Genomic DNA, 13,844 nt, shown 5'->3' with positions numbered 1-13,844 from the left:
TTGTGGGTTTTCACCAACGCCGGGAGTGCCGGAACGATCCGACGCTCGCGCCGATTTCGCACACAAGCCGGGACAAACCCGGATTTTCATCGAACAAACACCGGACAGACGCGTTTTGCGGAGGAACCTAGATAGCGGGCCGGCCGTTGATCCGAACCTGAGCAAAGGAGATAACGATGGCCGACGAACCGAACGAATCCGCAGCACCGAAAATAACTCAGCGTGAAGCTCAGGAAGCCCTGGAGAAGCAGGTCGCGCAGCTGAGGCGCGAGATCAACAAGATCAACCGGACCTTGGCCGAACGCGCGGAAGAGGCGATCGAGGACGCCGGCGATTGGTATGACAACGCTGCCGAGCGCGCCTCTCGGACGGCACAAGCCCTCCGCAACAGGGCGCAGACAGTGTCCGGGGTTGTCCAGGAGAATCCTGGCACAGTATCGTCCGCCTTCATACTCGGCGTGGCCCTAGGGGCATTACTGGGCCTCGCCTTGGCCGCCACAGACCAGCGCCGCGATCGCTGGTTCTAGTCCCAACCTAAAGTTTCCGGACAGAAACGGCGGGATTGCTCCCGCCGTTCATTCAGCAGGCGAACGCGGTCAGGGCGTGGCCGACTTCTGAGCCGTGCCGAGGGCTTTGGGCGCTGCCGGTGCGGGAGCCGCCGTCTTCATCTTGTCCTCGATCCAGCCGATGTAATTGGCCAGCCGCGTGTAGATGCCGTAAGCGTTCTTGTGGCCGCAGGCGGCGCTGCCGTCGGCCGGACCTTCGCCCCAGCTGACGACACCGACCTGCACCGGACCGTCGGCGCCGGTCATGAACAGCGGTCCGCCGCTGTCGCCATTGCAGGCGTCGCGCTCGCCGCTGGCGGTGCCGGCGCAGATCATGTTGCCGGTCAGCGGATCGGCCATATCAGCAGCAATTGCGTTGGCGGCCGCCTCGATGCCTCTTTCCGAGTAACGCATGCGGCGGGCGAGCTCGCCGAGCGCAGCCTTCAAATCATGCGCATAAATCGCCATGATGCCGCTGTTGCAGATTGCGTTCGGCTGGAGGTCCAGGTCGGCGACCATCAGCGCCGTGGGAAATGTTCCGTCCTGCATCTTGCCCCAGCCGGTGACCGTCGTCTTACCGGCGTCGGGGGTCGGCCCACGGGCAAATTTGATGGTCGGGGCATCGGCCGGCTCGGCCAGCCGGATCAGGCCGAGATCGTTGTCCAGCGTCTGCTCGCTGTAGCCTTCGTTGACGATGATCTCCACCGCCTTGTAACGCTTGCCCTCGCTGAGATCGGTGGCGCCGGTGAGCACGGTGACCACATCAGGCGAAATCGGCTCGCCATTGTCATTGAGGCAATGTGCCGCCGTCAGCACCCATTGCGGCGCAATCAGGCTGCCGCCGCAGAACTGCGCATTCGCCTGCGAGGCCGGGCTTTCGTCCAGTCTGTCGGTGGTCAGCAACGCCACCTGGAACGGGTAAGCGCCCGTCTCGGCCTGCTTGCCGCCGTAGACGCGATCGGCGCCGTCGGGGTTCTCCGCCTTGGCTTTTGCCCGGGACTCGGTCACGCGTTTCATCGGCGAGATCGCCGCCTCCGGCCGGGCGGCCGCGTCATCGGCATGAACGGAATTGACGACCGGCAAGGCCGCCGCGATGCCAAGCAGCGAGGCGGCAGCAATCGGTCTGAACCTATGGATGATCTTCACCTCGAACCCCCTGAGACGATGTTCCGACAGATCAGCCTCGACGCATAATCCACTGAAATGGAACCGGCCGGTGAGGTCATGCTCCAAGGCGAAGCACGATCTGTCACCAAACCGAGTACCACTTCTGCTAATCGTGCTGTCGAGCCAAACCCGCCCAACATCCTATAGCCCCCCACGAGCTATGTGGAAGCAATTTGTCGTTGCCAATGTTGGAGTATTTTAGGCAGTATACCGTTGCGGGCATTTTTGGCGGGGACCTAAACTGGCTGCACTGAATAATGGCCCGGTAAAGGCGCCGGCAACCAATTTCATTTTTCGGCGCCACCACGATCTCGACAATATTTCTATATCTTGATCCAGTCCTTGCTGACTTTTGGGAGCGTCTCACCATGACAAAACTGACACATAGCATTATTGTGTCCGCGTTGCTTTCCACCGCAATGTGGGCGGTTCCTGCCTTGGCTGCCGATCCAGGTTCCGCCAATGCCGGCAACGGCGAAAGCATGCGGGACGTGACATCGGGCGATTACAAGCCCGGCCGGGCGAAGCCGATCGCCCCGCCGAAACTGACCGACGACGAGGCCAACCGCGCCGCGCCGCTCGCCGACGAAGCAACGGCGGTCAAATCCTATGGCATCGTCGGCCGTTCCGCCGATGGCAAGGACATCAAGATCGACCCGAACGAGACGCTGAAGGACCTTGTCATCAAGGAAATGAACGCGCCCGCCGAGGGGCAGAAGTCCGACAATTCCGGGCTAAGCGGAGGCGAAGAGGCCGGCCGCCAGGTGTTCGGGGGGGACGACCGCGAGCAGATCAAGAATACCAAAACCTACCCGTTCACCGCGATCGGCTACCTCGAAGGCAAATCGAAGAGCGGCAGCTATGGCAGCTGCTCGGCGACGCTGATCGGTCCGCGCACGGTACTCACCGCGGCGCACTGCCTCTACAGTCACGAAGACAAGGCCTGGCTCGACAATATCCTGTTCGTGCCGGCTCTCAACGGGAAGACAGCCGACGACGCGCCGTTCGGCGCCTTCACTTATGAAAGCGCCTATATCGTCCAGGGCTTCATCGACAATTATCAGGGCTTTTACGGCTCGGTCGTGCCGTGGGATCTCGGCATCGTCACCCTGAAGCAGGATGTCGGCACCAATCTCGGCTGGCTGGGCTATGCCAATTACGTGGATCTCGGCGATTTCACTGCCAACATCATCGGCTATCCCGGCGACAAGCCGATGGGCACGATGTGGAAGGCGACCTGCGAAGTGCACGCCGAAAACATCGCCACCGAGTATTTCCAGTACGACTGCGACACTTATCCAGGATCGAGCGGCAGCTCGGTCTATGCCTATGACAATGGCTCCAAGCAGCGCGTCATCACCGGCGTGAACGTGGCCGAGAGCCCGGATGCCAATACCGCCGTGCGTCTGAACGCCATCAACGTCCAGTGGATCAACAGCCTGTACAAATAGGCCTGCCGAGTTTCCGCCGCGATCGTCGGGGCGGGCTATTTATTTAGCCGCATTTCTGCGACGCCAACTGTGATCACACTTGGCTGCAAAATGCTCCAAACCAAAGCCGGCGGCGGAGCATTTCCGTCGCCGGCTTTCGCATTTCGGGGATTATTCGGACTGGGCCGAGGGTGGCGCCTGGCGGACATAGTTCTCGATCGGCAGGGCGAAAGTCGGCGAACCGGCCTTGCGCTCCTTGTCGATATAGCCGGCAAAATAGCTCCAGAAGGAAGCGGCATAGTCGCGGAAATAGGAGTCGGCGACCTCACGCGAGCACAGCCCGCCTTCGACGCAGAAGGAAAGGCGGTTGAGGAAGTAGGCTACGCGGTCGAAATTGTCGCTGAACTCGGCAAGCGGCATGTCGCCGCCAGTTGCGCTCATCGCCTCGATACCAATGCGTTGCCTGAACACCTGTTCCTCGGTCGGCGTCGGATTGGCGCTGAGCAGATTGCCGTATTTGGCATTGAGTGCTGCAAGGCGTTGCTTGAGGGCCCGTTGCGCCTGCTGGTAGTCCTTGCTTTCCCAGAGCTCGACCAGCGACATCGTCTGCTCGACGCGCTTCTGCTCCTGGTTTGCCAGGAACTGGTAGACCGAAAAGATCAAGGTGAAGATGATCGCCAGGCGTACAAGCAATCCGGACCAGGCATAGACGAGCATGCGCCAGTCGCGATCGGTGAACGGGTTCGCCTCCTTCTTGACCTCGTGATTGCTCACCCACGGCAGGCCTTCGACGGTTTCCGGCAGTGACACCGGTTTCTTTTCCGATGTCGGCGCTGACACTGCCTGCTGTGTTGCGATGCCCCCCGCTTTTGTCATCCGCAGCTGTCCAGTTCTATGGTGGCGGACGGGTCGAGCACGATACCCGGCGTCTCAAGCTTCTTCTTCAGGCAATCCAGCTGCGCGCGCGAAACGATGAACTGCACGTCAGGCTCCACCTGCGCCTTGCCCGGCGACGGCAATGGCTCGACCACGCCGCGCGAGGCGCAGCTGCTGAGATCGACCACGACGGCGGTGTTGCCGGTTTTGGCGATTTGGTCATACTGGTCGAGAAAGCAACTCGCCAACTCGGAGTTGATGACGACCTCCTTGGCGCAGAGGCCGCAGGCCTCGTCCGCCGAGGCATTGGCGGCCAGCAACAGCCCGGCGACAAAGCCGGCGGTTGTTGCGCGCCACGAAAATACGATCCTGTTCACGAACGCCCTCATCCGTTTCGTTCGGCCGCCGACAGCGGCGGTCGAAGAATGTTCATTGTCAGCCGCCTAGGCAAGAGGCCTGGCCGGGCGCTTGATGTCGCCTCAAGCGCGCGGCACCGTCTCCATCGGGAAGATCATCACGGCGCCCTTCGATGCCTTGTCGTCGGTAAGCCGCATGGCCGACCGCGTCGCCGGCGCCATGCCGATATCGGCCAGCATGTCGGAGAAGCTTGGCTGTCCCAGTCCGCGCGTTACCGAGACAACGCCCTCTTGCGCCAGGAAGCTCAGATCCTGCTTCTCGCTCTGCGGCGGCGCTTGGGTCAAGACGGCGATCATCCGCTCCATGCCGAAGCTGGTGTCGGTGAATTTGAACAGGCCTTCCTCGAGGACGGCTCCCTCGGTTAGGCGCTCGGCGAGAAAATGCTGGATGGAATAATCAGAGCCGACATAGAGCACGTTGATGTCAACCAGGTTCGCCGAGCTGTTCCTGGCCAAAACATGCACCTGATCATCGGGCGAAACACGCGGCACCGTCGACGGCTCGATCGGCTGCAGCGTGTCACTATCGAGGCGCTTGATCCGGAACTCGACGTCGACCTCTTCCGGCCGATAGTCCGAAGCGGCGGCCAGCCTCGACAGGCCGATGGCGCGAAAGATTTTCGTCAGGTTCTTGGCCGCGGCATCGACCAACTTTCCGTGGTCATCCGGATGAATGACGATCAGCGGCGGCTTGCTGCCGTCCTTGAGCGTCATGTCGCCCGAAGCCGGCAGAAACCACAGTGCCGGCGCGTCGGTGGCATCTTCTGCAGCGCCGGCGACGGCATTCTCGCGCAGCACGGCGAGACGCAGATCGGCGCCCTTGCCCGGCTCGACCAGTGCGATATGGAAACCTGAGTTCTCCCTGGCCGCCAGTTCGTCGAGGACCGAACTGGCGAGCGCGGCCTCCGTCTCCAGGCCCTTGGTCGCCGCCGGCCGTGCGATCACGAGCTTGTAATCGACGGCGAGCTCGGCAAGCCGCGCATAGGCATTGGCGGGGATGTCGGCCAGCCTGAGCGCCGGCTTGCCGCCGAACTCGACCGGCTTGACGCGGCTTTCCAGATTCTTCGCCGATTGCACCTGGAGATAACCAAGCGCTTCGGACAGCGGCGACAGCGCCGAGGGCAATATTGCAAGCTTGCTGCCGGGGGTGAGGCGGTGCAGCAGTCCGGCGCCGATCGTGGCGTTATCGTCCTTGACGACGACCGGCCACTGCATGACCGCGTCGGTCTTGTCGGTGCCGAACACGCGTGCGTCGAGTTCTCCCTCGAATAGCGGCGTTGGCCGGTTGCGGCCGTCCGCCGAATACTGCTGCAGCACCGCCTGGCCGAGCTGGCGGTAGGTGATGTTGGGGTTCTCGGCCAATTTCGACAGGATGGTGAAGGTGAACAGGCCGAATCGAGGCGCATCGGCCGTGCCCTTGGGCAGTGGCATCTCAGGTGTCGTCTCCACCGTCTGCGCCGCGTAGAAGGCGACCAACTTACCCTTGGTGGTCGGCTCGGCGCCGGTCGGCGTCAGCTTGAAGGCCGGCTTGCGCTGGCCGTCCCCGTCAAAGCCGCGCGACGTGGCGGACGCAATCTCGTCATAGGCTTTCACCGCAGCCGCCCTGGCAGCGTCGTCGCCGCCGACCAGATCGGCGAACTCGACCTTGCGTTCCAGCTCGTCGTCGACCTCGGCCGCGCGCGTCGCCGTGCCGGAATGGCAGCAGTCGAACACGGCCCAGATAAAGGCGCCCTTGTCGCGGATGGCGTCGAGCGCGGTGCCGATCTCGTTGTCGACCAGCGCATTGGGCACGCCCTTTTCGCGGTTGACCCATTTGTCGATGTCGGACGGCAAGAAAATCTCGTCGAGGCCGTCGGTCTCGTCGCCCTTGTTCGCCGCGGGCTGCTGCGCACCATGACCGGACAAATGCAGGTAGACGAAATCGTCGCGCTGGACTTTGGCGGCAAGGTCGGCGAGTGCCGCCTTGATCGCCGCATGTGTCGGCGGTCCGTTGGCGCCCTCGACATCCTTGGCGAGCAGCGTGACGTTTTCGGCTGAGAACTTCACCGGCGCGGGCGTGTTCTTCAGAAGGAAATCGCGCACCAGGCCGGCATCGTTCTTCGGTCCGATCAGCCAGTTCTTCCGCGGCAGGTTCGGATAATCGGTGCAAGCAACGAGCAGCGCGTGGTAGGTGCGCGCCGCTGCGAATGCCCGGAACGGAAGCAAGCCGGCGGCCGCCAGCGCGGACGTGCCGGCAAGCAGCGTCCGCCGAGTCAATTTGATCATGATTGCTTCCCCAAGCCCGATCGAATTTCCAAGCACGGCCAGCCTGGCCGAGGATTTTGTCAGTATTTTGAATATCGCGCCGCTGCCCGGCCGACCACCGGCCGCGAATAGAAACAGTAGCAAAAAAGGCGGTTCGTCGCTATCTGGATGGAAGAGGCCTGATTGCATGCCCAACAGCGGCCATCGGCACGGAACGGCTTGGAACGGGATCATGGCGGCAAGGGATGTACTGACGAAGAACCAGCTTTGCGTGCTCGAGAAACTCGAGGCTGCCAGCGGGCCGCTCAGCGCCTATACGTTGCTCGACCAGCTGCGCGAGCGCGGTTTCCGCGCCCCGCTGCAGGTCTACCGGGCGTTAGACACGCTGGTGAAGTCCGGCTTCGTGCACAGGCTCGAAAGCCTCAATTCCTTCGTCGCCTGTGCCGAGCCGCACGACCATAGCCATTCGATGACAGCGTTTGCCATCTGCGATGCCTGCGGCCAGGTGACCGAGTTCTCCGACCACGATGTCGGCCACCGGCTCGACGAATGGGTGCGCTCGACCGGCTTCGCCGCCAAAAAGGCGGTGATCGAGTTTCGTGGGACTTGTGCGAAGTGTTTGGCCGAAGCGGCTTGAGGCCGGAGCCTCAGAGACAAGGCAAGGGAGCCTTTTACGTCTTGTCGGGTGACGCTAGAGTGTATCCTCATCTACGAAAGTGCCGTGGTCGGCCTCCGCGAGTCCTGCTCTGACGGCGCTGCGCTCCGATTCGGACGTGGCATATAGACCGGTTCGGCGGGCCTTGATGAGGCGGGCATAGTCGGCAAGCTCCTCCTGGTCTTCGCGAGGCCAAGCTTCCGCATGCTTTACCAGATTCTGGAGTGTCTTGGTGATCATGGGGGCTTTGTATCACACTGGGGACGGGTTTGGATTTTCACTTTGCGCCCATTCCAGCCGTTTGCGCTGCCCCTCACCCTCACCCTCTCCCCGTGAAGGACGGGGGCGTTGGTGCCGGCTTCCTTCTCCCCGTCATTTACGGGGAGAAGTGCCCGGCAGGGCGATGAGGGGCGGCGCCGAGGACTGTCAGTTGGTGCTGTTGTGAAAATGCAGAAGCCGCCATTCGCAGGGCGGCTCAGCGGCCCCGCCTCAATGTGCCTCTTCCCAGTTGTTGGCGGCGCGGGCGTCGACGTGCAGCGGCACCGACATCGATACCGCCGGCATGGCGGCGTTCTCCATGACATGGCAGACGACGGGGATCGTCGCCTCGACCTCGGCTTCGGCCGTCTCGAAAACCAGCTCGTCATGCACCTGCAGCAGCATGCGGGCGGAAAGCTTCGCCTTTTCCAGCGCCTCGTCCATACGGATCATGGCGCGGCGGATGATGTCGGCGGCGGTGCCCTGCAGGCGTGCATTGATCGAGGCGCGCTCGTTGAACGCGCGGACCGAGGGATTTGACGAGCGTATCTCCGGATAGTGGATGCGGCGGCCAAAAATGGTTTCGACGAAGCCGTGCTCGCGGGCATAGGCCTTGGTCGCGTCGATATAGTCGCGGATGCCGGGGAAGCGCTCGAAATATTTCTTGATGTAGTCGCCGGCTTCCTCGCGCGCGATCGACAGCTGGTTGGCGAGGCCAAAGGCCGAAATGCCGTAGATGATGCCGAAATTGATCGCCTTGGCACGGCGGCGCACTTCGGAAGGCATGCCCTCGACCGGCACGTTGAACATTTCCGAGGCGGTGATGGCGTGGATGTCGGCGCCGTCGGCGAAGGCCTGCTTGAGCTGAGGGATTTCGGCGACATGGGCGAGCACGCGCAATTCGATCTGGCTGTAGTCGGCGGAAACCAGCTTGTTGCCCTTGTCGGCGATGAAGGCCGTCCTGATCTTTCGGCCCTCGACGGTGCGCACCGGAATATTCTGCAGATTGGGGTCCGAGGACGACAGCCGGCCGGTTGTCGTCGCGGCAAGCGCGTAGGAGGTGTGGACGCGCCTGGTGTCGGGATGGATGAAGCCGGGCAGCGCATCGGTATAGGTCGATTTCAGCTTGGTCAGCTGGCGCCAGTCGACGATCTTGCGCGGCAATTCGTGGCCTTCGGCGGCGAGGTCTTCGAGAAGCTGCGCCGAGGTCGACCATTGGCCGGTCTTGGTTTTAGAACCGCCGGGCAGGCCCATCCTGCCGAACAGGATGTCGCCGAGCTGTTTTGGCGAGCCGATGTTGATGCGCTCGCCGACCAGCTGATAGATCTCGTCCTCGAGCCGCGCGGCACCCTGTGCCAGTTCGCCGGAGAGCCGCGACAGGATCTGCCGGTCGACGGAGATGCCGCGCTGTTCCATCCTCGCCAATACCGGCACCAGCGGCCGTTCTAGCCGTTCATAGACCGAGACAAGGCCCTTGGCGGCAAGCCGTGGCTTCAGCACCTGCCAGAGCCTGAGCGCGACGTCGGCGTGCTCGGCGCCGTAGGCGGTCGCCTTGCCGAGGTCGGCCTGATCGAGGCCGACGAAGCTTCTTCCCGAACCGGCGAGTTCCTTCAGCGGAATGGTCGAGTGGCCGAGCCATTTATCGGCCAGCGCCTCCAGCCCATGGCCACCATGGGTGCCGGCCTCGAGCACGTAGGAGATCAGCATAGTGTCGTCATAGGGGCCGATCTCGATGCCGTGACGGCTCATGACGACAAGGCGGTATTTCATGTCGTGCACGATCTTGAGGACGGATTTGTCCTCGAGCAGCGGCTTCAGCAACGCCAGCGCGTCGCGGATCGGGATCTGGTTTTCGACCGCGCCGCCGCCGAGCAGGTCGCCGTTGCCGTTCTTGTGGGCAAGCGGCACATAGGCGGCGTGGCCGGGCGCGACGGCCATGGCAAGGCCGATCAGTTCGGCCCGCATCGGATCGGGTGAGGAGGCCTTAACGTCGAAGGCGACGATGCCGGTCTCCATCGCCTCGGCGATCCAGGCCTTCAGCGTCGCGGCGTCGCGGATGCAGGCATAGGCGCCGGTGTCGATCTTACGGGCGGTGGCAGCCTCCAGGCGAAGCGCCGAAAGCAGAGATGGGGTGTCGCCTTGCGTGGCTTCGGCCGGGGCTTCGGACGCCGCTTCGTCCGACTTGACGCCCGGTGCGCTCTCGGCGGCCGCGGGCACGCCAAAACCCATGTCGGGGCCATGCGCGGTATCGGCACGCTCTATCGTGACGGCAGTGGCCGCAACGTCGCCTGCGTCGGTTCCGGTCGCTTCGGCGACGCGGCGGGTCAGCGTCGAGAATTCCATGGTCTTGAGAAAGCCGATCAGCCTGGGACCGTCCGGCGCGTGCAACACGAACTCGTCGAGCCCCTCGGTCACCGGCACGTCATTCTTCAGCGTCACCAGATCACGCGAAATGCGCGCCTTGTCGGCGTTGGCGATGATCGATTCGCGCCGCTTGTCCTGCTTGATCTCGCCGGCGCGGGCGAGCAGCGTGTCGAGGTCGCCGAACTGTTCGAGCAATTGCGCCGCCGTCTTCGGCCCGATGCCGGGCACGCCCGGCACATTGTCGACCGAATCGCCGGTCAGCGCCTGCAGGTCGATCATTTTCTCCGGCGGCACGCCCCATTTCTCGATCACCTCGGGAACGCCGATCTGACGGTCCTTCATCGGGTCGTACATGGCGACCGAAGGGCCAACCAGTTGCATCAGATCCTTGTCGGAAGAGATGATGGTGGTATCGGCGCCGGCTTCACAGGCAAGCCGGCAATAGGTGGCGATCAGGTCGTCGGCCTCGTAGCCTTCCGTCTCGATACAGGGCAGGTTGAAGGCCCTGGTCGCCTGGCGAATCAGGCCGAATTGCGGGATCAAATCTTCCGGCGGCGCCGAGCGGTTGGCCTTGTATTCAGGGTAGAGGTGGTTGCGAAAGGTTTTCGACGAATAGTCGAAGATCACGGCGAAATGCGTCGGCACGATGCCGACATCGGTGTTGCGGGCGTCCTGCGTCAGTTTCCAGACCATGTTGCAGAAGCCGAGCACGGCACTGGTCGGCAGCCCGTCGGACTTGCGGGTCAGCGGCGGGAGCGCGTGATAGGCCCGGAAGATGTAGCCGGAGCCGTCGATAAGGAAGAGATGATCGCCTTTTTTCATGGCACGAGGGATAGCGCGGCGCAGCGCCGCGGTCCATGCCAAACGCGGCTTCAGGCAAGGGTTCCGGCAACACCCTGACAGAGCTGGCCCATGAGGGCTTGGTTCAGAGCCTGGTTCAGAGCTTTGTTCGCTCACGCCTATGTTACGAAAGTGTAATTTTTGTGCCCTTGAATCGCCATGTTCGGAGACACAAATAAATGCCATCGGCAGTTTTCGCCGAAGTCCGGAGCAAGGCCCGTCCCCCGCCTATCCCGGACACTTGCGGCAGCCTATCCCCCCTCTCCGGGCTGCCGCATCGTTTCGAGTAAGGCCGCCGTGGTTCCCCCTCCACCACGGCGGCATTTTTTTGCCTTTCGACAGGATCCTACCTTGTGGCCTAACGGTCGCGGGCTTTCCGTTTCGCCGTATGGGCTCTAGATTCGCCGCCAGAATCGAAAGGCCCGCCAGATGTCTGCAGTTTCCCCGGTACTCGACCGCCTCGACAAGAATTTCGACCAGAGCCTCGAACGCCTGTTCGGCCTGCTCGGCATCAAGTCGATCTCCACCGATCCGGACTACGCGGCCGACTGCCGCAAGGCCGCCGAATGGCTGGTCGCCGAGCTCAAGCTGATCGGCTTCGACGCCAGCGTGCGCGACACGCCTGGCCATCCGATGGTGGTCGCGCATCACGACGGGCCGGCGGGCGCGCCGCATTTGCTGTTTTACGGCCATTACGACGTGCAGCCGGTCGATCCGATCGAACTGTGGGAAAGCGACCCGTTCGCGCCAGCGGTCAAGGAGATCGAGCCCGGCCACAAGGTGATCACCGGCCGCGGCGCGGCCGACGACAAGGGTCAGCTGATGACCTTCGTCGAGGCCTGCCGCGCATGGAAGCAGGTGCATGGCGGATTGCCGTGCCGCATCACGATCCTGTTCGAGGGCGAGGAGGAGTCCGGGTCGCCGTCACTGAAGCCGTTTCTCGAAGCGAATGCGGACGAGCTCAGGGCCGATTTCGCGCTGGTCTGCGACACCGGCATGTGGGACCGCGATACGCCGTCGATCTGCGTCTCGCTGCGCGGTCTGGTCGGCGAGGAGATCACGGTGACGGCCGCCGATCGCGACCTGCATTCCGGGCTCTATGGCGGCGCCGCCGCCAATCCGATCCGCATCCTGGCAAAAATCCTCGCCGACATCCACGACCAGGACGGTCACGTCACCATTCCGGGGTTCTATGACGGCGTCGAGGAAACGCCCTCGCAGATATTGCAGTCGTGGCTGTCGCTCGGCGAGACCGCCGAGACCTTCCTCGGCCCCATCGGCCTGTCGATCCCGTCCGGCGAAAAGGGCCGCTCGGTACTCGAGCTGACCTGGGCGCGGCCGACGGCCGAGTTCAACGGCATCATCGGCGGCTATACCGGCAAGGGCTTCAAGACGGTGATCGCGGCGCAAGCTTCGGCAAAAGTCTCCTTTCGCCTCGTCCACAAACAGGATCCGGAGAAGATCCGCGCCGCCTTCCAGGCGTTCGCCAGGGAACGTGTGCCGGCGGACTGCGCGGTCGAGTTCCACCCGCATGGCGCCTCGCCGGCAATCCAGCTTTCCTACGACTCGCCCTTTCTGGCCAAGGCCAAGCAGGCGCTCTCCGACGAATGGCCGAAGCCGGCCGTGGTGACCGGCAGCGGCGGCTCGATCCCTGTGGTCGGCGATTTCCAGACCTATCTCGGCATGGAATCGCTGCTGGTCGGTTTCGGCCTCGACGACGACCGCATCCACTCGCCGAATGAAAAGTACGAGATGAGTTCCTTCCACAAGGGCCAGCGCTCCTGGGCGCGCATTCTCGAGGCGCTGACACGCTGAAATTGCGCCATGATCAACTTTCTGTTGATTTTTCACCGGATCACGGCAAGGACGGGCATGGTCCGTCGCGCGTCTGTGCACGGGGCCGCGACCGGAGAAGACGATGAGCGACATCCGTTTCCACAAGAACGATCTGCCCGGCCTGCTGCATTACGATGTCGGGGCGGTCGCCATCGACACCGAGACGCTGGGGCTGAACCCGCACCGCGACCGGCTCTGCGTCGTACAGATCTCGCCGGGCGACGGCTCGGCCGACGTCATCCAGATCGCGCCCGGCCAGAAGAAGGCGCCGAACCTGGTCAGCCTGCTGCGCAACCGCAGCATCACCAAGCTCTTCCATTACGGCCGCTTCGACCTCGCCGTGCTCTACAACGCCTTCGGCGTCATGCCGGAACCGGTGTTCTGCACCAAGATCGCGTCGCGGCTGACGCGCACCTACACCGACCGGCATGGGCTGAAGGACATCTGCTTCGAGCTTCTCGGGGTCGGACTGTCGAAGGCGCAGCAATCGTCGGACTGGGCGGCCGAGACACTGTCGCCCGAGCAACTCGAATATGCCGCGTCCGACGTGCTCTATCTGCACCGGCTGCGCGACGTGCTGGGCGCGCGGCTGGCGCGCGACAACCGGACCAAGGAAGCCGATGCCTGCTTCCGCTTCCTGCCGACCCGTGCGAAACTCGACCTGATGGGCTGGGATGAAGAGGATATCTTCGCCCATAGCTGATGGCCTTCTGGCAATTTATCGCCGTCGGCCGGGAGGAACTGAAATGGCTGCCCGAAAATCAATCGAAACGGCGCCGAAGGACGGTTCCAAGGTCACCGTCTACTGGCAGGACAGCGACGGCGTCATGAACGAGAGCATCGCGCAATACCGTTCGCTCGACCGGCTGAAGGCGGCCGGCGGCGACTGGGACGAAAGCGATGCCGGCTGGTGGGCCTATACGGACGGCCATACGCAAAAGAAGATCGAGCCGATCAGCTGGCGGCCGGCTTCCGACGATCCGGACGCGGACGACTGAGGCCGGGTATGTCGCCGGCCGGCATCGCACGCTGAAGCGATTTATTCCTGGATGGCGTATTTTGTTCTTGCTTTGTGCCGGCAGCTATGCTAGTAATTTCCGTATGGTTGCTCATTCGCGCCGACGACCCGCCGACCGAGGCGGGTTTTTTCATTTCGGCTTTAGCGCCGGCGCGGGCCGCATCCGGTTGAATACAGTTTGCTTCGATTTTTCCC

The 13,844-nt window shown here is 63.0% G+C and carries 11 protein-coding genes; 6 read left to right on the top strand and 5 right to left on the bottom strand.

Annotation, left to right across the window (positions count from 1 at the left end; translation table 11 throughout):
* Window positions 1–176 precede the first annotated feature (176 nt).
* The gene (locus NKI85_RS17085) at window positions 177–527 is read left to right on the top strand and encodes a hypothetical protein (RefSeq protein ID WP_352525141.1); all 351 of its coding nucleotides are present in this window, start codon (window positions 177–179) and stop codon (window positions 525–527) included.
* A 69-nt stretch (window positions 528–596) separates the two neighbouring features.
* Here NKI85_RS17085 and NKI85_RS17080 read toward each other — a convergent pair whose 3' ends face one another.
* Window positions 597–1,691 (bottom strand): S1 family serine peptidase, encoded by a 1,095-nt coding sequence (locus tag NKI85_RS17080; RefSeq protein ID WP_352777052.1) that lies wholly within the window; start codon window positions 1,689–1,691, stop codon window positions 597–599.
* Between the two features lie 389 nt (window positions 1,692–2,080).
* On the opposite strand from NKI85_RS17080, the gene NKI85_RS17075 reads away from it, so the two are divergent.
* Entirely contained in the window at window positions 2,081–3,163 is a 1,083-nt protein-coding gene (locus NKI85_RS17075) for a trypsin-like serine peptidase (RefSeq protein ID WP_352525143.1), read from the top strand.
* A 150-nt stretch (window positions 3,164–3,313) separates the two neighbouring features.
* Here NKI85_RS17075 and NKI85_RS17070 read toward each other — a convergent pair whose 3' ends face one another.
* The 3 genes from NKI85_RS17070 to NKI85_RS17060 form a co-directional block, all read right to left on the bottom strand.
* The gene (locus NKI85_RS17070) at window positions 3,314–4,018 is read right to left on the bottom strand and encodes a DUF4760 domain-containing protein (protein ID WP_352525144.1); all 705 of its coding nucleotides are present in this window, start codon (window positions 4,016–4,018) and stop codon (window positions 3,314–3,316) included.
* A complete protein-coding gene (locus tag NKI85_RS17065) occupies window positions 4,015–4,395 on the bottom strand; it encodes a hypothetical protein (RefSeq protein ID WP_352525145.1) in 381 nt (126 codons plus the stop codon). The genes NKI85_RS17070 and NKI85_RS17065 overlap by 4 nt, the downstream gene beginning before the upstream one ends.
* A gap of 102 nt (window positions 4,396–4,497) precedes the next feature.
* On the bottom strand, window positions 4,498–6,699 hold the full coding sequence (locus NKI85_RS17060; RefSeq protein WP_352525147.1) for a caspase family protein: 2,202 nt from the start codon (window positions 6,697–6,699) through the stop codon (window positions 4,498–4,500).
* 211 nt (window positions 6,700–6,910) lie between these two features.
* Here NKI85_RS17060 and NKI85_RS17055 point away from each other — a divergent pair, with 211 nt between their 5' ends.
* Window positions 6,911–7,315, top strand: coding sequence for a Fur family transcriptional regulator (locus tag NKI85_RS17055; protein WP_352525149.1), 405 nt, complete (start codon window positions 6,911–6,913; stop codon window positions 7,313–7,315).
* A 507-nt stretch (window positions 7,316–7,822) separates the two neighbouring features.
* Here NKI85_RS17055 and polA read toward each other — a convergent pair.
* Complete coding sequence (gene polA / locus NKI85_RS17050) at window positions 7,823–10,777, bottom strand: DNA polymerase I (RefSeq protein WP_352525220.1); 2,955 nt, start codon at window positions 10,775–10,777, stop codon at window positions 7,823–7,825.
* 447 nt (window positions 10,778–11,224) lie between these two features.
* On the opposite strand from polA, the gene NKI85_RS17045 reads away from it, so the two are divergent.
* From NKI85_RS17045 to NKI85_RS17035, 3 genes are all read left to right on the top strand, one after another.
* Window positions 11,225–12,610 (top strand): M20/M25/M40 family metallo-hydrolase, encoded by a 1,386-nt coding sequence (locus NKI85_RS17045; protein WP_352525150.1) that lies wholly within the window; start codon window positions 11,225–11,227, stop codon window positions 12,608–12,610.
* A 103-nt stretch (window positions 12,611–12,713) separates the two neighbouring features.
* The gene (locus tag NKI85_RS17040; RefSeq protein ID WP_352525151.1) at window positions 12,714–13,334 is read left to right on the top strand and encodes a ribonuclease D; all 621 of its coding nucleotides are present in this window, start codon (window positions 12,714–12,716) and stop codon (window positions 13,332–13,334) included.
* A gap of 43 nt (window positions 13,335–13,377) precedes the next feature.
* The gene (locus NKI85_RS17035; protein WP_352525152.1) at window positions 13,378–13,629 is read left to right on the top strand and encodes a hypothetical protein; all 252 of its coding nucleotides are present in this window, start codon (window positions 13,378–13,380) and stop codon (window positions 13,627–13,629) included.
* The last annotated feature ends 215 nt before the right edge of the window (window positions 13,630–13,844 follow it).

The organism is Mesorhizobium sp. M0571 (genome assembly GCF_040320985.1).
GTDB lineage: Bacteria > Pseudomonadota > Alphaproteobacteria > Rhizobiales > Rhizobiaceae > Mesorhizobium.
This window is presented reverse-complemented; position numbering and strand designations above follow the sequence as displayed.